Origin of the sequence: Clostridium sardiniense, assembly GCF_016907995.1 — a bacterium.
Lineage (GTDB): Bacteria > Bacillota > Clostridia > Clostridiales > Clostridiaceae > Clostridium > Clostridium sardiniense.
Genome location: NZ_JAFBDA010000021.1, coordinates 1 through 20,686, shown reverse-complemented (window position 1 = coordinate 20,686; position 20,686 = coordinate 1). Strand labels below are relative to the sequence as shown.

General features: G+C 27.3%; 30 protein-coding genes. 5 read left to right on the top strand and 25 right to left on the bottom strand.

The genetic code is table 11. The features are described 5' to 3' along the window. From JOC62_RS14635 to JOC62_RS14575, 13 genes are all read right to left on the bottom strand, one after another. Nucleotides 1-303, bottom strand: coding sequence for a hypothetical protein (locus JOC62_RS14635; RefSeq protein WP_204596030.1), 303 nt, complete (start codon nt 301-303; stop codon nt 1-3). Continuing rightward, nucleotides 304-579, bottom strand: coding sequence for a hypothetical protein (locus JOC62_RS14630; RefSeq protein WP_204596029.1), 276 nt, complete (start codon nt 577-579; stop codon nt 304-306). It abuts the gene before it with no gap. Further along, the gene (locus JOC62_RS14625) at nt 579-971 is read right to left on the bottom strand and encodes a hypothetical protein (protein ID WP_204596028.1); all 393 of its coding nucleotides are present in this window, start codon (nt 969-971) and stop codon (nt 579-581) included. The genes JOC62_RS14630 and JOC62_RS14625 overlap by 1 nt, the downstream gene beginning before the upstream one ends. A gap of 29 nt (nt 972-1,000) precedes the next feature. Further along, complete coding sequence (locus JOC62_RS14620) at nt 1,001-1,216, bottom strand: hypothetical protein (protein ID WP_204596027.1); 216 nt, start codon at nt 1,214-1,216, stop codon at nt 1,001-1,003. 29 nt (nt 1,217-1,245) lie between these two features. Beyond that, nucleotides 1,246-1,962 (bottom strand): hypothetical protein, encoded by a 717-nt coding sequence (locus JOC62_RS14615; RefSeq protein WP_204596026.1) that lies wholly within the window; start codon nt 1,960-1,962, stop codon nt 1,246-1,248. A 13-nt stretch (nt 1,963-1,975) separates the two neighbouring features. Continuing rightward, nucleotides 1,976-2,284 (bottom strand): hypothetical protein, encoded by a 309-nt coding sequence (locus JOC62_RS14610; RefSeq protein ID WP_204596025.1) that lies wholly within the window; start codon nt 2,282-2,284, stop codon nt 1,976-1,978. A gap of 2 nt (nt 2,285-2,286) precedes the next feature. After that, nucleotides 2,287-2,853 carry an ERF family protein gene (locus tag JOC62_RS14605; protein ID WP_204596024.1) on the bottom strand — a complete coding sequence of 189 codons (567 nt, stop codon included), beginning with the start codon at nt 2,851-2,853 and terminating at the stop codon, nt 2,287-2,289. A gap of 12 nt (nt 2,854-2,865) precedes the next feature. After that, on the bottom strand, nt 2,866-3,102 hold the full coding sequence (locus JOC62_RS14600; protein ID WP_204596023.1) for a hypothetical protein: 237 nt from the start codon (nt 3,100-3,102) through the stop codon (nt 2,866-2,868). 106 nt (nt 3,103-3,208) lie between these two features. Continuing rightward, nucleotides 3,209-3,643 carry a hypothetical protein gene (locus JOC62_RS14595; RefSeq protein ID WP_204596022.1) on the bottom strand — a complete coding sequence of 145 codons (435 nt, stop codon included), beginning with the start codon at nt 3,641-3,643 and terminating at the stop codon, nt 3,209-3,211. A 15-nt stretch (nt 3,644-3,658) separates the two neighbouring features. Next, nucleotides 3,659-3,838 (bottom strand): hypothetical protein, encoded by a 180-nt coding sequence (locus JOC62_RS14590; protein WP_204596021.1) that lies wholly within the window; start codon nt 3,836-3,838, stop codon nt 3,659-3,661. Between the two features lie 97 nt (nt 3,839-3,935). After that, a complete protein-coding gene (locus JOC62_RS14585) occupies nt 3,936-4,142 on the bottom strand; it encodes a hypothetical protein (protein WP_204596020.1) in 207 nt (68 codons plus the stop codon). 79 nt (nt 4,143-4,221) lie between these two features. Beyond that, nucleotides 4,222-4,986 (bottom strand): phage antirepressor, encoded by a 765-nt coding sequence (locus JOC62_RS14580; RefSeq protein ID WP_204596019.1) that lies wholly within the window; start codon nt 4,984-4,986, stop codon nt 4,222-4,224. A gap of 13 nt (nt 4,987-4,999) precedes the next feature. Further along, on the bottom strand, nt 5,000-5,236 hold the full coding sequence (locus JOC62_RS14575) for a helix-turn-helix transcriptional regulator (protein ID WP_204596018.1): 237 nt from the start codon (nt 5,234-5,236) through the stop codon (nt 5,000-5,002). A gap of 151 nt (nt 5,237-5,387) precedes the next feature. Between JOC62_RS14575 and JOC62_RS14570 the strand changes: the two genes are divergently transcribed. Together JOC62_RS14570 and JOC62_RS14565 are read left to right on the top strand one after the other, a co-directional pair. After that, nucleotides 5,388-5,906 (top strand): helix-turn-helix domain-containing protein, encoded by a 519-nt coding sequence (locus JOC62_RS14570; protein WP_204596017.1) that lies wholly within the window; start codon nt 5,388-5,390, stop codon nt 5,904-5,906. Nucleotides 5,907-5,930: 24 nt separating this feature from the next. Further along, nucleotides 5,931-6,398, top strand: coding sequence for an ImmA/IrrE family metallo-endopeptidase (locus tag JOC62_RS14565; protein ID WP_204596016.1), 468 nt, complete (start codon nt 5,931-5,933; stop codon nt 6,396-6,398). 117 nt (nt 6,399-6,515) lie between these two features. Here the strand turns inward: JOC62_RS14565 and JOC62_RS14560 are convergent, their stop codons facing one another. Next, nucleotides 6,516-6,887, bottom strand: a complete 372-nt coding sequence (locus JOC62_RS14560; RefSeq protein ID WP_204596015.1) for a hypothetical protein — start codon at nt 6,885-6,887, stop codon at nt 6,516-6,518. A 197-nt stretch (nt 6,888-7,084) separates the two neighbouring features. On the opposite strand from JOC62_RS14560, the gene JOC62_RS14555 reads away from it, so the two are divergent. Then, nucleotides 7,085-8,614: a recombinase family protein gene (locus JOC62_RS14555; RefSeq protein ID WP_204596014.1), complete on the top strand. Its 1,530-nt coding sequence runs from the start codon at nt 7,085-7,087 to the stop codon at nt 8,612-8,614. 45 nt (nt 8,615-8,659) lie between these two features. Here JOC62_RS14555 and JOC62_RS14550 read toward each other — a convergent pair whose 3' ends face one another. Both JOC62_RS14550 and JOC62_RS14545 read right to left on the bottom strand, forming a co-directional pair. After that, nucleotides 8,660-9,649, bottom strand: a complete 990-nt coding sequence (locus JOC62_RS14550; RefSeq protein WP_204596013.1) for a sulfide/dihydroorotate dehydrogenase-like FAD/NAD-binding protein — start codon at nt 9,647-9,649, stop codon at nt 8,660-8,662. Nucleotides 9,650-9,783: 134 nt separating this feature from the next. Further along, complete coding sequence (locus JOC62_RS14545; protein WP_204596012.1) at nt 9,784-10,872, bottom strand: D-alanyl-D-alanine carboxypeptidase family protein; 1,089 nt, start codon at nt 10,870-10,872, stop codon at nt 9,784-9,786. A 111-nt stretch (nt 10,873-10,983) separates the two neighbouring features. Here JOC62_RS14545 and JOC62_RS19490 point away from each other — a divergent pair, with 111 nt between their 5' ends. After that, nucleotides 10,984-11,574, top strand: a complete 591-nt coding sequence (locus tag JOC62_RS19490; RefSeq protein WP_204596011.1) for a DUF2953 domain-containing protein — start codon at nt 10,984-10,986, stop codon at nt 11,572-11,574. Beyond that, complete coding sequence (gene ytfJ / locus JOC62_RS14535; protein WP_204596010.1) at nt 11,567-12,061, top strand: GerW family sporulation protein; 495 nt, start codon at nt 11,567-11,569, stop codon at nt 12,059-12,061. Before JOC62_RS19490 ends, ytfJ begins: the two co-directional genes overlap by 8 nt. Before the next feature lie 38 nt (nt 12,062-12,099). On the opposite strand, the gene scpB is transcribed toward ytfJ, so the two are convergent. From scpB to JOC62_RS14490, 9 genes are all read right to left on the bottom strand, one after another. Continuing rightward, entirely contained in the window at nt 12,100-12,708 is a 609-nt protein-coding gene (scpB, locus tag JOC62_RS14530; protein WP_204596009.1) for an SMC-Scp complex subunit ScpB, read from the bottom strand. Then, nucleotides 12,695-13,450, bottom strand: a complete 756-nt coding sequence (locus JOC62_RS14525) for a segregation/condensation protein A (RefSeq protein WP_204596008.1) — start codon at nt 13,448-13,450, stop codon at nt 12,695-12,697. The genes scpB and JOC62_RS14525 overlap by 14 nt, the downstream gene beginning before the upstream one ends. Before the next feature lie 111 nt (nt 13,451-13,561). Next, entirely contained in the window at nt 13,562-14,746 is a 1,185-nt protein-coding gene (locus JOC62_RS14520) for a D-alanyl-D-alanine carboxypeptidase family protein (protein WP_204596007.1), read from the bottom strand. Between the two features lie 155 nt (nt 14,747-14,901). Further along, nucleotides 14,902-16,206 (bottom strand): pyrimidine-nucleoside phosphorylase, encoded by a 1,305-nt coding sequence (locus JOC62_RS14515; RefSeq protein ID WP_204596006.1) that lies wholly within the window; start codon nt 16,204-16,206, stop codon nt 14,902-14,904. Nucleotides 16,207-16,664: 458 nt separating this feature from the next. Continuing rightward, the gene (locus JOC62_RS14510) at nt 16,665-17,543 is read right to left on the bottom strand and encodes a tyrosine-type recombinase/integrase (protein WP_204596005.1); all 879 of its coding nucleotides are present in this window, start codon (nt 17,541-17,543) and stop codon (nt 16,665-16,667) included. An 84-nt stretch (nt 17,544-17,627) separates the two neighbouring features. Beyond that, the gene (gene spoIIM / locus JOC62_RS14505) at nt 17,628-18,263 is read right to left on the bottom strand and encodes a stage II sporulation protein M (protein ID WP_204596004.1); all 636 of its coding nucleotides are present in this window, start codon (nt 18,261-18,263) and stop codon (nt 17,628-17,630) included. Nucleotides 18,264-18,399: 136 nt separating this feature from the next. Next, nucleotides 18,400-18,918 carry an NUDIX hydrolase gene (locus tag JOC62_RS14500; protein WP_204596003.1) on the bottom strand — a complete coding sequence of 173 codons (519 nt, stop codon included), beginning with the start codon at nt 18,916-18,918 and terminating at the stop codon, nt 18,400-18,402. A gap of 94 nt (nt 18,919-19,012) precedes the next feature. After that, the gene (locus tag JOC62_RS14495) at nt 19,013-20,137 is read right to left on the bottom strand and encodes a DUF1002 domain-containing protein (protein WP_204596002.1); all 1,125 of its coding nucleotides are present in this window, start codon (nt 20,135-20,137) and stop codon (nt 19,013-19,015) included. A 245-nt stretch (nt 20,138-20,382) separates the two neighbouring features. Beyond that, nucleotides 20,383-20,686: hypothetical protein (locus JOC62_RS14490; RefSeq protein ID WP_204596001.1), on the bottom strand; the 304-nt coding region annotated here is incomplete at its 5' end.

Sequence of the window (20,686 nt, the reverse complement as noted above, 5' to 3'; positions counted from 1 at the left end):
TTAATAATCCTCCTTATTTTTAAAGCCTTCTTTGGCATATTTCCAAACCATTCTAGAATCTGTATGAACTTCTTTTAAAAATCTATACATATCCTCTAGCCTGTCCTTTTCCTCTGACTTTTCTCCACGCTTTAAGAGCTTTCTATATTCTTCTCTTATAACACTCCATCTTTCAGAAAGAATGTGACTATCTTTCATTAACTGATAAGCTCCTAAAATATCATTCTCTTTTAAATTTCTATATCTATTTGCTACACTGTTATATAAAATAACATCTTGCTTATATTGTTCTTTATAATTCATCTAAACCTCTAACACTTGATTTAGCTTTGAAATTTCTTTGTGTAAGCTGTCTAACTTATCTTTTATAGTATTTATATCATCATTATCTAAAACCACCTTATTAGCTATAAAATTTAGACACTTTGGTAAAGTTGGTAGATATGCAACTATTTTAAAAATCTCTTTCCCTACATTCTCCTCTTTTGTAAGTCTACTTTCTCTAATAATACTTTTAGCTTGAACTATAAACTGTTTTTCATCACTTTCTATTTTGTAATCTCCTAAATCTAACTTCATTAATCTATTCCTCCTAAAACTAATTTTCCGCCCATACATGACCTTATAATATCTTCCCCCTTATATTTATCTATATTGGGTAATATAAACTTTACAAGCCCATTTGCATCTTTTAAACTTATGTCTAACTTATCTGCTATTTGATCTACTGTATAATAGATATCTGATCCAAATAACAGTTTTAAGTCATTCTGAAATTGTTCCTTAAGTTCATGATCTAATTTACTTCCACACTTACCATGTACACCTTTAGTTCCGCGATGATGTTCATAGCATAAATCTATAAGATTTAATTTACATTTTTCTAAATATTTAGCTTGTCCACGCTTAACGATATGGTGCGTTTCTACTAAATGGTTTTTACTGCATATATCACAATATTCTTTATTCATTTATTTATCCTTTCTCTAAAATTTCTAAGCTACTTTACTTCTTCAACATCTATTAATTCATAATTTCCTGTATCATAATGCTCTGATATAACATTTTCTTCTTCTAAGGAAAACTCATCTGTTTTTATTTTATTAAGTGCTTCATCTAATGTTTCAGCATTTATATACAATTCAACTGTTTGTATTTTTTCTAATTCTATTGTGAACAACTTTTCCTTAGTACTTACTCTCTTAACTTCATTCATACTCTTCATATCCTTTCTGATATCATAAATTAACTTACCTCTATTTTTTTATTAAACTCTAGTTCTAATCTAGGAATATATTTTGATATTATTATTCCTTTTTCAAAATCACTATTGGCTTTAATACTTATAGCAGTATCATCTTCTGATATTTCACTTTTTATAAACCATGTTCTATATCCAACATCACCAACTAAGTTATATATACTTTCATATATTGGAGAAGGAAAGGTTAGAATGTTAGTTTTAAATATATCTTCTTTCCTTTCTTCCCCTTCTTTTCCCTTATTATCTTTCTTAATACCTTCTTTATCTTTCTTGTTTGTTTTCTTTTGGTTTTCTTTTGAATTTCCTTTGTTTTTCTTTTGAATTTCCTCACTGTTTCCTTCCTGTTTCTCTTCTGTTTCCTCTGTGTTTCCACTATCTTGGTAAAGGCTATAGTTTTCAATGGTTATGAGTGTTTTCTTATTATCACTTTTTACTGTTATCATATTATCTTTTTCAAGAAGTTCTAAAAATTTTTTGGTCTTTTTAGTGCTCCAACCCCATTCCTCACTAAGCTTCCTTAATGAAGTTATTTTTGAACCTCTTCTTACCTCTATTAAATCCCCATTGAATAATATTTTCTTATCTTGATGATTAACCATAAGCAGGAGATCAATAAAAGCTTGTCCTCTGCTGAATGGTTTATCTTCCCATAGCCAATGACTTGTTATATCCCTATAAACTTTCTGCCATCCTGCCATTTAATCACCTCACTTAGAAAGGTCCATCTTCACGATACTTTTCCCTTTTATAATCTTCATACTCTTCATCTAATTCTTTTTGATACTTATACTCATCATTCTCTTCACTTAATCTATCATTTTCCTCTTGTAATTCTGAATAACTCTTTTCTCCGCATTGCTCTAAAAGGCTATCCATAGTTTTATCTAATTGTTCATAAGAAAGTGTTAGTTTAATTTTAGTATCTCCATCCTCGATATAAAGTTCATAATGTCCGCCTGCTTCTACGCCATAAATAACACTATTATCTTTTTCTCTTATATCAATTTTAAAGTTATACATTTCTACTTCCCTTCTTTCTTTTGACAATCCATACATAATGATTTACCGAATTTTTGATATGAAAATTTAGCTACGTTGTATTGTATTTCTTTAGCACATGAATTACATCTATATGTTTCACTATTATTTTTACCAACTTTCCCTCTTGTATCCCTACTATCTGGATCATCATTATCTGTTGGAGCTTGTAAGCTTTTAAGTATAAAATATCTTTCTGAATAAGTTAAACCACTTCCAAATGCTTTTGATATATCATCTTGTTGCCCAAATATATCAAAACTACATTCTTCTCGTTCTTCTGGATTATCTGCATTTATCCATGTATATTTAACCTTTCCACTTACTACAAAGTCTGTTTTTCCTTCCCCTTTAGAACTTGTATAATCATAGGTTGTCCAAACCATATCATCAGTTTCAACCTTAAGAATTACCCCTAATTCATCTAATTTAGGTTTTATCTTTCCTAGAACTTGACTACCACTAACATATTGATAACCATATCCTTTAGTATCTTTAACAAAATTATCTATCTTTTTTCTAACTTCAATAAGCTTTTGCCATAAATTCATATTAAAATCCTCCTATAATTCTCTTATCGTTTCTCCAGTTAATTTGTCATAAATTTCTCCATTGTCTAAATCTACACTTGATGGTAAAATATCTTTAAAAGTAATTTCATTAGAATTTGTACCTTGTATACTTTGGTCGGTGTCAAGGTACTTTTCTTTTACCTTTTTTATTGCTTCATCAGCTGTAATATTTTCTTCAAAGTAAATAATTGCCGCTTCCTTTGCAATTTCTAAGTTAATATAATCCACATCTACTCCTCCAATGTTAAAGTTTTTATAAATATGTCCCTATCTTTCTTACTCATTTTATTAAGTCCAATCTTTTTCTTAATATATTTAATAAACTTCATTTTTACTAATTCCTTTCTATAGATCTTTGTGATTTTTCTGTTGCTGCCCTAACCGGATCCCAACCTAATCTTTGTACTCTAGCTGCAAAAGTTCTATACTTAATTCCATTCTTTTTAGCTAACTCTACATATTCTTTTTCATATTTCCTACTACACTCATGTATTCTATTCATTATCTTTTCTTTACTCATTACTGGAAGTGTTGCTGCCGCTTCTAAAGACCATCCTATCTTTTTCCTCATATAAAATAATTCTTTAGATATACCATTTTCCTCGGCTAACTTTGCCCACGCCTTAAACTTATCAACCTTTTCTGTCACAGCTCTTTCTTTGTTCCATCCAAGCTTTCTTATTCTACTTTCTAATGTGCTTCTACAGATTCCATTCCTTTCTGCTATAACATAATCCTCATCAGTTATAAAACAATATACTTTACTCATTCTAATCCTCCTAAATCAAATTAAATTTGATACTAAAATCATACTTATTAAACTAAATACACTTAATAATCCATATGTTAATCTTCTCTTACTGCTATTAGCATGATTAAACTCATAGATTCCTAATGCTGTACTAAAAGTTAATCCTGCCATAATTAAAACACTCATTATTACTCTTCCGTGATAAGTCAACATTTCTACTTGCACCCCCTTGTTACATTTGTACTAACATAATTTTACTTATGTAACTAAATACTCTAGTGGATTACTCCACATCTTCAGTTGTTTATACCTAATATATATTTTTCTCTCTTTCTAGTTTTTCAAGCTTACTATCAACAAGATCCTTATTTCTCTCATAAGCTTCATATAATACTTTAGTTAAATGTTTTTCTATGCCCTCTGGTAGAACAGCCGTAGCTGTTAAACCATTTAATGTAGCAGTTATGGTATTTCCTTCTCTTTTAATAACGCAAGTATCTTTCGCTCCTTTTTTCATACCATCACCTCTTAATTTTGCTATTAGATATACTATGCTTGTCTCTTTTTTTTGTTACGGTTGTATAGTGAATTTTTTATTATGCCATTTCACTTTCTTTAATAAGCCTATCTATTATATAAACTTGACCTTTTCCAGTAACTCTCGTAGTAAACTTAGTTTCCACCCCATGACTTCTTTGAATTACAAACTCTGATTTTTCAAATAATCCTTGTTCTAACGCTCTTTGCATTGGCTTAGTTGAACCTTTCTGAATTAATCCCCAATCTCTAAGTTTTCTCCAAAGTCTTTTCTCACCAATTTTTATATTTTGCTTAGTAGCTAAATGAGCTACATCTCTAACTAAAATAGAATTTGAACTTGCTGATATTTGATTTAAAAAATTATTCTTTTCTTCAAGTTCCTTATCTTTCTGTTTTAATAATTCTTCTTTTTTCTTCAATGTTCTATGGGCTATCTCTAAAGCTCTTGCCATAAATACTTCATCATCCATGTTTTCATCTAATGGAATATATCCACCTGTCTTTCTTATCTGCGGTAATACTTCATCAGTAACCCAATCTTGAAATCTCTCAGCTTCTTTCTTATGAGATTTAAACATTAATTTATATACTCCACTTTCTGTTAAAAAATTCTCTCCTGTATTGTGTAACTTTCTAAAGTGCATATTATGCATTTTAGAATTTGTAAGTTTTATAACTTGTTTTTCATTGAAATTTCTAATACTACTATTTACATCTGTAATATCAAGACATTCTGCTACATGTTTGGGATTAAAGAAAACTTGTCCATTTAGTTCAAACACTTCAACTGGTTTGTTATCAAAAATCATTAAATTATCCATTTTTGCATTCCTCCTAACCAACTCTTCGTTGCATTTTTGGGATATTATTTTTAAAAAAAATTTCTACTATATCATTTGAATTTTCTATATTTAATATAGAAATAATCTCAAATGCTTCTTTTACAGTAAATTGGCTACGCCCATTAAGTTTCGCATTTAAACTTTGAGTTGTTATATTAAGACTTTTAGCTAATTTACTTTGAGAGTAATTTCTTTCTTTCATAATCCCTTTTAATTTATTATAAATCATCAACCCACCTCCGTTGCGTATTTGGGATAATTAAATCATAGCACCTTCTTTTTTATAAGTCAACCCATTTATGCAACTTTTTTTTATGTTTTTTAAAATAATCGTTGCATTTATGAAAAAATATTTTATAATTAAGTTATGAGGTGATTAAATGGAAAATTTATTTAATGATTCAAAAATGAAAAATATAATGAATCGAATACAAAGTAGAAGGTTAGAACTACAACTTTCTTATCAAGATTTAGCTTCAAAAACTAATATGAGTAAATCTACATTACAAAGGTATGAAACTGGTTCAATAAAAAATATGCCTGTTGATAAATTAGGAATTATAGCTGCTGCTTTAGATGTAAGTCCATTATGGCTTTTAGGCTTAAATGAAGACAATAATGAATTATCTAAAGAAGAAGAAAATCATATAAATGATTTAAGAAAATTAAATAATGAGGGTAAAAATAAAGTTATTACATATACAAAAGATCTAATAGAAATGCCTAAGTATCAAAAAGAAAACAATATAACTGAACTTCCTAAAAAAGAAAAACAAATATGGGAAGAACCTGGTAAAGAACATCTTATGCCTATTGCTTGCCATAATGATGGATTATCAGATGAAGAAAAAGAAAATATGGATAATATAATTGATGATTTCTTAAAGAATAAAAAATAATTTTTTAGATGGGGGTTGGTATTTATGACAAGATATGAAAGACTATTAAATAGTGCCCATCTTCAAGGAATTAATGTTTACGAACTAGATTTAGGCGTAGACACTCCATGTGGAAAGTGTATTAATAATAATATTATTATTAATAGTAGAAGTACGGAGAAAGAAAAATTCTGTGTACTTTTAGAAGAATTAGGACACTTTAAGTATACTATAGGAAATATAACAAACTTAGATGATATTAGAAATTTAAAACAAGAAAATACTGCTCGTAATTTTAGTTATAAATCTTTAGTTGGATTAACTAAATTAATTAAGGCGTATAAATTAAGAATACCTAATCACGAGTTAGCTGATTATTTAGGCGTAACTAATCAATTTCTAATTAAAGCTTTATCATATTATGAACAAAAGTATAGTAACTGGTATGAATTAGATAACTATATTATTAGATTTAATCCGCTAGGGGTTCTCGAAAAGTTTCAGGACTTCTAGTATTTAATTTCAAATCTTTGCGAACATACATTCTTTAGATGAGTTTTTTAATGTTTATAGTAAAGAAGTATAAAAATAGATGTTATACATAACATCTATTAATAAAAGCAATATTATTTATTTCGTCGTTATAATTTTATTTGTCTCATTTATCTTTTTAAGATTAACATATCCTACAAAACTTAGGACTATACTTAGAATGACAAATATAATATATGGCAAGAATACTATTCCCGCTACTAAATATAATATTCCAGCTGTTAAGGCAAATCCTCTTTTATTAGTAATGTATGATACCCAATTAAATATTGTTGCTAAAACTAATGATATTATATGTGCAATAAATATTGACATTGCAATCATTATTAAAGATTGCAGTCCTCCACTAGTATTTAGTATAGCATCTGCCCAGTGACTAATTAAATATATAGAATATAGTGTTCCTAGTATAGCAGATACTAATAGAGCTTTAGAATGTTTTTGTTTCATAGAACAATCTCCTCTCGCTTTACAGTCTGTTCCATATAATAATAGCACTATATTTTACTATAGAATTTGAAATATTTATTAAAATTCCAAGAAGATATAATCCAAAAACATAATAAAAATATTCTTGTGCTTTTCATTTAATGTTTATAATCAAACATAATAACTTTTTATATATAAATTTTAAAAGGAGGCTAAATATGAAAATAGCTATATATAGTAGAAAATCAAAAGAAACAGATACTGGAGAAAGTATCAAAAATCAAATAAACCTATGTAAGAATTACTTTTCAAATCAATATGATAATTGTAATTTTGAAACATTCATAGATGAAGGCTTTAGTGGTGGTAATACTAATAGACCTGCATTTAAACGTATGATGCAATTTGCTAAACTTAAACAATTTGATATTATAGGAGTTTATAAAGTAGATAGAATAGCTAGAAATATAACTGACTTTTTTAATATCTATAATGAGCTTGAACAAAATGATATTAAGTTAGTTAGTATAACAGAAGGATTCGATGCTACAACACCTATTGGAAGAATGATGATGACTATGTTAGCAGGATTTGCTGATATGGAAAGGGAAAATATAAGACAAAGAGTTAGAGATAATATGAATGAACTTGCCAAACTTGGTCGTTGGAGTGGCGGAACTACCCCTACTGGATATACTACTAGGCAAGAAGTTGTAGGCGGCAAAAAAGTAACTTATCTTGAGTTAATAAATGATAATAAACATATAGTAGAGAAAATATTTTCACTTGCTTGTGATGGCTTTACAACTTACCAAATAGGTAAAGAACTTAATATGAGTAATAAAACAATCGCTAATATAATAGCTAATCCTATTTATATTAAATCAGATTTAGAGTCTAAATTATACCTAGAGAGTATAGGATACAACGTATTTGGAGAAATCAATGGTAAAGGTTATTTAGCATATGGAAGACGTCCTAAAAAGAATGGAAAGAAACTTTTTAACGCTAATGGTATGTTTGTAGCAGTTAGTAGCCATGAAGGTATTATTGACTCTACCACATGGATAAAAGCTAATGAAAATTTAAAACAACGTGGTTCAGATGCCAAACCTAGAATATCAAATAATTCTTTTTTAGCTCACTTAGTAACCTGTAAATGTGGTAGTGGTATGTTTATCTCACAAGGGCATATGAAAAAAGATGGTACTAAAACTTTTTACTTTAGATGCTCATCTAAAAAAAATAAAACAAATGAATGTGATTCTAAAGCCATTAGAGTTACAAATTTAGAAGATATTATATTAAATGTTTTAAATGATGTATCTATAGATAAAACACTACTAAAAAAGTTTTTGAGTAATCCATCAAAAGAAATTGAATATAAAAGCTCTATATCTAAATTAAAAACTAAATTAAAAAATAATCAATCAAAAATAGATACATTAACTGAAAAACTTCTTATACTAAATGGTAGTGCTCTTAAAATAATAAATGATAAAATAAATAAATTATCTGAGGAAAATACTATTTTAAATCAAAATTTATTAACCCTAGAAAGATCTGCTCTATTGATACAAAAAAGTAATTCTTCATTATCAGAATTTCAAAATAGAATAAAAGGTGTACTAGCTATATTCTATGATCTTCCTATAAATGAAAAACAAATATTAATAAAGCAGATAATAAAAGAAATTAAATATGATGATGCGAACTCAGTTCAGATTATATTTAATGATGTACTTTGAACTGGGTTGCGACACCAGACCATCCTCCACCTATAATAACTACTCTCATATTAATCTCCTTTCTTCAAATATACTTCTAGGATCTGTTTGAACTTTACAGAATCTTTTAACCTTATGTCCTTTATATCTAGCTGTGCAAGCTCCGCAAATCCCTTCTCCACAACACATTTTAAAGTTATTACAACATGATAATAAAATATCACTTCTCCCTAAAGAATCTAAAAACTCTATTACTTTTAAAGTTAAAATATCAGCTCCTGCTATATGAATATAAGTTGTTCCATTATCTATACTATCTCTAATTATCTTTTTACACTCATTAGATAATTCTCCTTTATCTAATAAATTCAACTCATAATTTTTTGTATTATATTTCAAAATAAAATTACTTATAAAACTCTTATCAAAATTACTATAATCTAAACAAAGTTCAACTTCACAATTTTGTAATCTTAATTTTCTTACAACTGGAACCATAGGTGCAATACCCATTCCTTTACTTAGAACTAGACATTTACTTTCTTTTTGTTTTTCTATATCTTTAATTCCAAAGATTCCATTCCAATAAGGACCTCTTATATCAATTGTATCTCCTTCTTTAAAGTTTAATAATTTTTTTGTTTTTATTCCTCTAATCTCTATTGCTAATGAAATAATATTCTTATCAACATCAGATTCTAAAATTGAAATTGGTATATCAAAATATATATCTTTATCAGGACATAAGAAAATATAACTTCCTGGATTTATTAAATCTAAAGCTAGTTTATGAATTACTTCTAACTTAATTACTAGTAATTCATCATCGTAATTATTAATATTTATTATTTTACAATTATATCTTTCTCTTCCTTCTTTTGCTTTCATTCCATTATTAAAGAATTCTTGATATATACAAACACCTTTCCAATTAGAACAATCACAAAAACATTTCCCATGCATTTGTGAACAAATTATACACTCTCCCATCTCTGCTAACTTACAAGGGCAGAATTCACTTCCCGCATCAATACAATCTGTTGCTTCTCTAATCATTATTGCTCCTTAAAAATTACTCCTTATATTAGAATATTGTTATTACTTTAATTTGTTAACACTTTTCTTTATCATTATAAAGTTAATAAAAAAAGAGACTATATCTTTTTTTATTTAGATATAATCTCTTTTTATTATTGTATTCCTAGTATATTTATAAAATCTACACTAGTTATTTCTTTATAAGAAGTTAATGGATGCTCCATCTTTTTTATATTATTTTCTTGGACTTTGAATGCGCCAATAATCTCTCCCTCTTTAATATCTAAATATGGCTTAAAAACATCTATTTCATATTGAGTACCATCCTGTGTAAAGGCATTTATTACTCTTTCATCTTTTACTATAGAGCCTAATACTGGATTACCTTCTCCAAGGACTAATTGTTTAGTAGTATCAGAATTAAATGCATATCTATCTTTTATATAGTTAAATATTTTTTCTGTTTGATTCCATCTATCTGGACAATTTAGTACAACTATTATTATATCCTTACTATCACAATTAACAGATGATACTAAGCATTTTCCAGCACCTCCTGTGTATCCTGTTTTTACACCATTTGCTCCTGGAATTTTCCAAAGTATTTTGTTTATATTATTATAATCTCTCGTAAAATTATATTTTTCTTTTTTAATCTCTTTAGTTCCAACTATTTCTCTAAATACATCATATTCCATTGCCTTTGATGTAAGTATGGCTAAATCATATGCTGATGAATAATGTTCTTCTTTATCTAGACCGTGAGGAGTTTGAAAGTGAGAATCTATTATTCCTATACTTTTTGCAAAATGATTCATTATATCTGAAAATCCTTCAACTGACCCCCCTATTCCTTCCGCAATTGTAATAGCTGCATCATTTCCAGACCTATACATTAAGCCATAAAGGAGTTCTCTCAATGTAATCTTTTCCTCAACCTTATAACCAACTTTAGATCCTCTAACTGCTGCTGCATTTTTTGATACTTCAAATACTTTATCTAAATCACTATTCTTTATAGCAACTAATGCTGTCAATATCTTAGTAGTACTTGCCATTGGAACTACCTCATATGCATTTTGTTCAAAAAGGATTTGACCACTTTCTTTTTCTATTGCAATAGCATTACGTGCTGAAACCTTTAACTTATCATTATTAGAAGCAAATGCTTGAATTGATATCATATTAAATATTAAACAAAGTATAAATATAAAGCTCATATATTTTTTAAGCTTTTCCATAAAATCACCTCGCTATTATTTTGCAATAAACTCTTATGAATATGCAGTTTACTGTATAGTATATTTTTCCTAATTCTTGAACATAATATTAGTATTGTATGGAGGGTAAAAATGAAAATATTAATTTTATTATTATCTATTATATTTATAATCTTTTTGATTCCACTTCCTATTAAGGTTAGTATTTTCTATTCTAATAAAGATTATTATATAAAGTTATATAAATATGAAATAATCTCTAAGGGAAATAGAGATAAAACACATAAATTTATGAAAAATATGTATTCATTTGCTAACACTTGTAGAACTTCTAAGTTTAAAGAGAAATTTAGTAATATAATTTTTTCTAAAAACTTTTTTAAAATAATAGTTTTTAAATTAAAAAAAAATAAATATAAACCTAAGATTAAATTTAATGGTTATTTAAATTATTCTCTAGGGGATTCAAGTGACACTGCCTTATTTTATGGTGTTATTTCTTCCTTCGCTCCATTTCTTTATAGGTTCTTATGTTTATTTTTCAAAGTAAAAAAATCAAACTTATCAATAGAGCCCATATTTAAAGATTCCAAATTTATTAATTTAAACTATAAAAGTATAATATTTATTTCTTTAGGGCAAATTATTTATATATGCATTATATTTATAAAATCAATCTTAAAATCTAAGGAGGTGTCCCTTTTAAGGGGAAATTATGACTAGAGAACATCCAATTGAAAATTTAATGAAAAGTACTATGGAAAATATAAGAGACATGGTTGATGTTAATACTATTATTGGAGATGCTGTAGAAACTAGAGATGGAACATATATAATTCCAATATCAAAAGTTTCCTTTGGATTTGCATCTGGTGGAAGTGAATTTGATTCACATAACAAAGTTTCATCAGATCTTAAGGCAGAATATCCTTTTGGCGGTGGATCTGGAGCTGGAGTTTCAGTAAAACCTGTTGCTTTTCTTGTAGTTAGAGAAAATTGTGTTAGACTTTTACCTGTTGAACAAGATAATACATATGACAGAATTGTTGATACAGTTCCTCAAGTAATAGAAATGTTAAAAGATGCTTTTAACAGTACTATAGGAAATAAGAAATGTGGAAATAATAGCCATCATTCCGAGCTTAATTCTACACCTAGCGTAGATGATATTGATTTTACATCAAACTATGATGGTCATGATGTAAAATAAAATAAAAACCATTGCTACTTATTTTGTAGCAATGGTTTTTATTTATCTGTCGTATCAATTACAACTTCTTCCATTAATTCATCTTCTATATCTTCAAATAGATCTAATGATGGTAATTCATCTAATCCAGCTAGTCCAAATTGTCTTAAAAACTCATCTGTTGTTCCATAAAGAATTGGCCTTCCGGGAACTTCAAGTCTTCCTACTTCTGCAATAAGTTCTCTTTCAATTAACTTCTGTATTGCACTATCCGATTTAACACCTCTAATTTCATCAATATCAACTCTAGTTATAGGTTGCTTATATGCTATTATAGCTAAGCTCTCTAATGATGCTTGACTTAAAGATTGTCTTCTATTTTTTTTAAGTAACTTTTGAATATAATCACTATATTCATTTTTGGTTACTAATTGATAAGCCCCATTTAGAACAATAAGTTTTATTCCTCTGTTAGATACCTCATAGTCTAGCATCATTTCACCTAAAATTTCTTCAGTATATTTAGGAGTAATCTCTAAATTAACAGCTATCTCTCTTAAAGATAATGGCTCTCCACTTACAAATAATAATGCCTCAATTATTGCTTTTATTGGCTCTTTTCTAGAGGCTTCTTTAAATTCAAACTGATTTATATTAACTGTTTCCATCTTCATCACATCCTTTAATAATTATGTCTCCAAAACTTGATGTCTGATAAACTTTTACTTTTCTTTGTTTTATAAGCTCTAATAAAGCTAAAAATGTTACAACACATTCTAACTTACATTCGCATTCATTCATAATAGTATTGAATTCTTGTACACTTCTATTTTCTAATATTTTAAGTAAATAATCATACTTATCTTCAATTTTATATAAATCTGATCTTATATTTCTTTGTATGACATTATTTTTGTTCTGTTTATTAATATAATTTTCAAGTATTTTATTATAAAGATTATATAGATCTATCAAAGATATATTTCTAAATATATCTTCATTACTTATTGTAGATTCTTTTATCTCTTCAATTATCTCAGGTTTTTTTGAATAAGAAATCCCACTATTTAATGATATTGACTTAAAATATTCTGTAGAAGCTTTAATTTTTCTATATAGAATTAATTTTTCAACAAGTCTCTTTTCTATATCTTCTTCATTTTCTTCCTCTACTTTAGCTTTAGGTAAAAGACTCTTTGATTTAATTTCTATTAATGTAGCTGCAATAACTATAAATTCTGATGTTATTTCTAGATCCATTTCTTTCATAGTATCTAAGTGTTCTAGATATTGATTTGTTATCTTAAATATTTCAATATTATATATATTCATCTTATTTTTCTTTATAAGATGTAAAAGCAAATCAAATGGACCTTCAAAATCGGCTACCTTTATCTTAGGTAATTCCATGTTTTCTCCACCCTTCAAGCAAAATAACATTATAATTATACACTAAATAGAGTGTTTTTTAAATGAAATTTTAAAGGAACCATACAATCTGTATGGTTCCTTATAACAATTTTATTCATCTTTTTTAGGTAAAATATTTTTAACTTTAAATTTAATTTTTTCTATTATATTTGGCTTTTTGATATCTCTATCTGTGTATATATCTACTTCACCAATTTTATCTTCTCCGATATATACTTCACACTTACCTACTATATCTCCTGCACTATATTTATCTTTTATTTCATCAATTTTAATTTTCTTTTCAATGTTACCTTGTTTACCCTTTTCTAGTACGGCAACTAAATCTTCCTTAGCTTTTGCTATGAAATATTTATCTGTTTTTTCACCCATAGTAACATTCCCTAATTCTTCATCTTTAGATACTACCTTTTTACCTGCGAACTTAGAGAATCCATAATTTAATAGTATACTTGCATCCCTATTTCTTATCTTGTAAGTAGGTGCTCCCATTATTACAGAAAGCATTCTAACTCCGTCTCTTGTTGCTGTAGCTGATATACAATATTTTGCTTCTGATGTATATCCTGTTTTTAAACCATCGCATCCTTTAAAGAATCTTACAAGCTTATTATGGTTAACAAGCTCTATTGGACTTTTTCTTCCTTCAGATATTGTTTCCATATATGTACCTGTATATTTAAATATTTTTTCATGTTTCAATAATTCCATTGACATTAATGCAATATCTTTCGCTGTTGATAAATGTCCTTCCGCTGGAAGACCATTACAATTTTTAAAAGTTGTATTTTTCATACCTAACTCTTGTGCTCTTTTATTCATTAATTCAACAAAACTTTCTTCTGATCCAGCTAAATACTCTGCCATAGCTACAGAAGCATCATTTCCTGATGCAATAGCAATTCCTTTAAATATATCCTCTACAGACCTTATTTCACCTGTATCAAGTAGCATTGTGCTACCACCCATTTTTTTAGCATTTTCGCTACATGTTATCTTGTCATCAAGTTTTATTTTCCCACTATCTACTGCTTCTATTGCAAGTAACATAGTCATTATTTTAGTTACAGAAGCTGGAGCGAATTTTTCTTCAGCATTTTTTTCGTATATTATTTTTCCAGTCTTTGGCTCCATCAATAATGCTGATTTTGCCTCTATTTTCATTCCACCTTCTTCTTCACTTTTTGCAAATGCACTGACAGATGATAATGGTAACATGAATACTAATAATACTATACTTACTACTCTCATTAGTTCTTTATATATTTTTTTCATATTCTTATCCTCCTCTCAAAGTTATTGTTACCATTTAAAGAAACTTTAACACTAGTTATTTCTTATATAATTTGTATTTAAAATCCAATGCTTTTGTTTTTTTTACAATAAAAAAAGAAGCTAAACAAATAGTTGTTTAACTTCTTTAAAATTATTTATTTTACTATATCATATATTAGAGGTAAATCCTCACATTTTGATTCTTCAATAACTATATTTTCAATCAAATCTTTTCTTGCTGTTTCTCCTTTATCCAAATCATTTGAATATACATAAGCAATTATATCTCCCTTAGTTACCTTATCTCCACGTTTTTTATTAAGCTTAATTCCAACAGCTAAATCTATCTTACTTTCTTTAGTTGCCCTTCCAGCACCTAAATTCATAGCAATAATACCTAATTTTTCAGCATGTATTTTATTTACATACCCATCCTTTTCAGATTTTACTTCAATTACATATTTCGCTTTAGGGAATTTACTTATATCATCAACATATGATTCATCTCCGCCTTGAGCTTTAACAAATTCTTTTAACTTCTTAAGTGCTCTACCATTTTCTATATTTTCCATAAGTAATGCTCTTCCCTCTTCTATAGTATTAACCTTTCCTGAAAGAATAAGCATATTACTTCCTAATGTTAGTGTTAAGTCTAAAAGATCACTAGGTCCATTTCCTTTTAAAAGATCTATAGCCTCAATTACTTCCAAAGCATTTCCTATTGCAAAACCAAGTGGTTGATCCATATCTGATATAATTGCAATTGTCTTTCTTCCAACATTATTACCTATATCAACCATTTCTCTAGCAAGCTCTTTAGCATCATCTGGAGTTTTCATAAATGCTCCATCTCCAACTTTTACATCAAGAACTATAGCATCTGATCCGGATGCTATTTTTTTACTCATTATGCTGGATGCAATAAGTGACATATTATCAACTGTTGCTGTAACATCTCGTAAGGCATAAATTTTCTTATCTGCTGGAGCTAAATGACCTGTTTGTGCTGCTAATGCAATATTAAAATTATTCACATTATCTATAAATTGTTGTTGATCAAGCTCTACTGAAAATCCTTTGAATGCTTCTAATTTATCAATAGTTCCTCCAGTGTGTCCAAGTCCTCTTCCAGACATTTTAGCAACTGGAACATCACAGCTAGCAACAAGTGGTGCTAAACATATTGAAGTTTTGTCACCTACTCCGCCAGTTGAGTGCTTATCAACTTTTATTCCTTTAATATTAGATAAATCTAACTTATCCCCTGAATTTACCATTGCCATTGTTAAATCAGCAGTTTCTCTTTTATTCATTTTATTAAAGAAAATTGCCATCAAAAGAGCTGATGCCTGATAATCAGGAATTTCTTTATTTGTATACCCTTGAACAAAAAATTCAATCTCATCTTTTGTTAATTCTAATCCTTTTCTTTTTTTAAGAATTATATCATACATTCTCATTATTAATTCCTCCTTGGTTATACCTTATATATAATATAACCTAATTTAAATTTTCAGATATAAATATAATTCGTTTATATCTGAAAATTTTATAGATTATACATTAACTCTTTTATTACCATTTATAAATTTTATTTATAATTTAGACTATTAAATTATGTATTCTAGCAATTTCTTATTAAAATTAATCTAAATTATAGCTTTTAATAAAATTTTATATACTATCAAGTATCAAATTTTTTTCTTTACTAATAAAGCCTGCAAGTGGATTTTATACTAATTCAAACCCACTATACAGCCTTATAAGTATTATTAAATTTATTATTTTCTAAATCTAAATAAATATTTATCTCTTTAAGTTTTTCTACCACTATACTATCTAATACTACTAGATCTGACCTTCTCATAATGACCCTCCTATCAAAAACTATTTTCTAATCTTTTGTTATATAAAATAGTTATGCCCTAGGATGTGCATTCTTATATACTAAATTAATTTTATCACTATTAATTATCTCATAATAAGTATCCATATAAGTTAATACTTGATTACCCAATAATTTTTGCACTGCTCTAACATTCGCACCATTTTGTAGCATATGCACAGCAAATGAATGTCTGAATGTATTTAGATTAACATCTTTTTTTATTCCAGCTTTATGAGAGTACTCTTTAACAATTCTCCATATTCCTTGTCTAGTTAATCCTTTACCATTTAAATTAACAAATAATTTATTAACACCACTTTCAGCAACTTCATCTCTAACTAAAATATATTCTTCAAGAGCTCTAGTTGCACTTCTTCCTATTGGAATTAATCTTTCATAATGTTTATTGTCAGTACATTTTACAAAAGAAAGATCCAAATTTATATCCTCAACATCTAATGAAATAAGTTCAGATACTTTCATTCCAGTTGCATACATAAGTTCAAGTAACGCATTATCTCTAATACCTTTAACTCCATTTTTTTCTACAGATTTTATAATCCTGTCAACCTCTTCAACAGTAAGAATTTGAGGTAACTTTTTGCTAGTTCTACTACTCTTATAAGTTATTTTAGGAATATCACTTATCTTTCCTTTTGTTTTTAAAAATCCATAAAAGCTTCTTAAACTTATTACTATTCTATTTATTGATCGTTCTGACTTACCTCCATCTAAAAGATTTTGAATATATCCTGTAATAGCTACATTATCTGTTGTGTAAAGCTCCATATCCTTAACCTTAAGGAATTTTATAAAAAGATTTACATCAGTAACATATGCATATACGGTATTTTCACTTTTTTCATTGTTTAGTAAGTACTCCTTATAACTCTCTATAATTTCTAACATTCTTCTCTCCTACACCATTGCTAATTATATATATTCGACAATTTTTTCTATTTTCCTTCTATTTTTCTTTAGATCACTTATTTTTTATAGATAAAATTTAGTTACTACAAATTTAATAATATTAGGACATATATAAGTTTCTACAACTATACCTATGACAACAACACATAATAATATTATTAAAATGTTGATGCCTCCTTTATTTAAAATTAAATTTCTTATTGGTGTTTTTCTAATAAATTTCTCCTTAAATTTTGTTGTTGAAATACTAAGTGCCATTATGCTAAGTGCAATAATACTAGGAATGTAAATAATATTTTGTGGTATGATAGAACTTAACGCAATTCCTAAACCTTGTCCATCAAAAGTAGTTAATAAAAATGTAAAAGTATATCCTATTGTAAAACCTTTAATTAAATCTAGCGCTAATATTATAGGACTCCCAAAAAATGTAAAGCTAAATATAATTATTGGTACTATTAAAAGTATATTCTTCTTAACAACTTCTAATAACAAAATTCCATAATCTATTGGTTTTTTTCCCATACTATTTATAAAACTTGTATAATAACTAGTTAAATCTTGTCTATCTGTAGGATTCATGCTTTTTACTGCATAAACACCAAGTACAATTCCAACACAGAAAAATAATAGTACTAACAAATAATATAACTTCTGTTCTTCAAATGCATTACCTATTTTTTTAACCAAAGCTTTCATCTTTCTATCCTCCTAAAGTTGTTATAAATAATATTATGATATTAATTATAAATTTATTCTTACAACTTAAGGATAAATATGTAAATATATTAAAAAGAAGCAATTTAAAATAAAAAATTGCTTCTTTTTAATAATTTTATAGATACATGAAAGCAGATATAGTTTTTGTATCTATAATTCTTCCATCTTTAATCATTTCTTTTATTTCTTTTATTTTATATGGTTTAGCTTCAATAAATTCGTCATCATCTCCACCTTTTACCCCTTTATAAAGGTTTGTAGCCTTATATATGTGTATTTGCTCATCAGTAAAACCAGCACCCGTTGCAATAGTTCCTAAATACTCTATATCCTCTGATTTATATCCTGTTTCCTCTTCAAGTTCTCTATATGCACAAATCTTAGGGTCTTCACCTTTTTCTAATTTTCCTGCAGGAATTTCTAATAAAATTTTATTTAATGCTACTCTAAACTGCTCTACTAGCAACACTGTTTCATCATCTAAAAATGCAAGTACTGCTGATGCTCCTGGATGTCTTATAACATCCCTATTGCCTTTATTTCCATCTGGCAACTCAACATCTATACTAACAAATTTAAGAAAATTACCTTCATACTTTAGTTCTTCTTTTATTATCTTTTCATTTAAATCCATCTTACTACTCCTTCCAATCTGTTACATACAATTATTATATACATTTTTGTTTTTATTTACAATTCATACTAATTGTATTGTAATAAATAAAGAATTAATTTGTCGTGCTTTGTGAAGGGTTATTTGAACTAGTTGATTCTTGTGATGAGTCAGAATTAAATAATCCTTTAACCCAATTTACAAATTTAGTGAATATACCCTCATCTTCTGTAGACTGTTTATTATTATTTTCACCGCTTTGTTGGATTTCATTATTTGTTCCAGTAACTACTGTACTATCACCTAATGCTTCATTATTAGTTTGATTCAATATTCCGGTATCCTCAGCTTTATTTTCTACTTTTTCTTTAGCACCACTAAAGAATTCTTTAATATTATTCCATATATTTTGGAAAAATCCTGAATCTTTAATAGCTTGTCCTGAGCTTTCCAATACATCTTGGATATTCTTACCTATCTCATTTAATGTATTTTTCATTTCATCATAATTATATCCTTGCTTACCTATATCAATCATAAGATTACTTAGCTCTTTTTCTTGTTCTGGAGTAAGTTTTATATTGTAATTATTAGTTACATTATTTATTATATTATTTACTGTATTTGGAGTCTCTGCTTTATCCTTTATAACTTGTGTTTTTACATCATTAACTACAGCTGCTGCCTTTTCTTGTCCAATATTTGAATCATTTGCAAGATTACCTGTAGTAACTAATTCCTTATTAGCTAATTCTTTTTTTTCTGAGTCTAATTTATTTCCTGTTGAATCTTCAAATCCTTTTAATATTCCTGTTAATGCACCAGTACCTGAAACTTGGAACGGTGCTGCTGCTATTACATTAGCATCATTTATTCCTGCTGTTACTAAAGTATTTGATATCATAGAAGCTGTTACCCAAGTAAGATTTACAGTTTTTACATTTATTCCTGAACCTGCCTTTGTAGGTTGTACATATGAGCATGATATAGTTTTATTTCCTATTTCAGCTGCACTTGCAATCCCTTTTAAAGCTTCTCTTTCTTCTTTATTATTTATATTTATTAACTGATATGTTCCTTCTTTAGCATTAAAATACTTAAGCATATCTTTTTTTTGCTCTTGAGTTAAATTTGCACCAAGTGTTATTACATTGAATTGATCTGCAAAAGCAAATGTACTACTGCTTATTGCTATTATTGTTGTTAATGCTATTATAGAAAATATTTTTTTAGCCTTCATTTATTTTCTCTCCATTCTATTTTTGTAGTTAAAGTATATAATACAAAACTTATTAACCTTTTATACTCTAACTATACTATTAATTTCATATTATAGTTATATATTCTTTTCTAATATATAATTATAATGTTAAATCCTTAATAAAACATTAAGTAATTATTAAGGATTTCTGATTGTTACCATTAATTTTATTAGTTAATCATAAAGAAAGAACTCACTTTCTAAAAAGTAAGTCCTTTTAAATATTATAATAAATCCTCATATTCTTTGTTTATTTTAAAAGCTTTGAATAATAATATTCCATTAATTCTATCTTCAGTGGTTATAAACCCCTCTTTTTCTAAACTATTCAAAGATATTATTATATCTTTTTCATTTTCTCCTATATCAAGTTTTAACTTATCTAAATTAAAACTTGTCCATTCTTTTCTTTCTCTTAAATATCTTCTGACTTTATTATATACCTTACTTTCTTTATGCTCCTTAACTAATTTTTTAATTTCTTTATTAGACTTTACTTCATCTATAAATTTATTTTTCATAAATAAT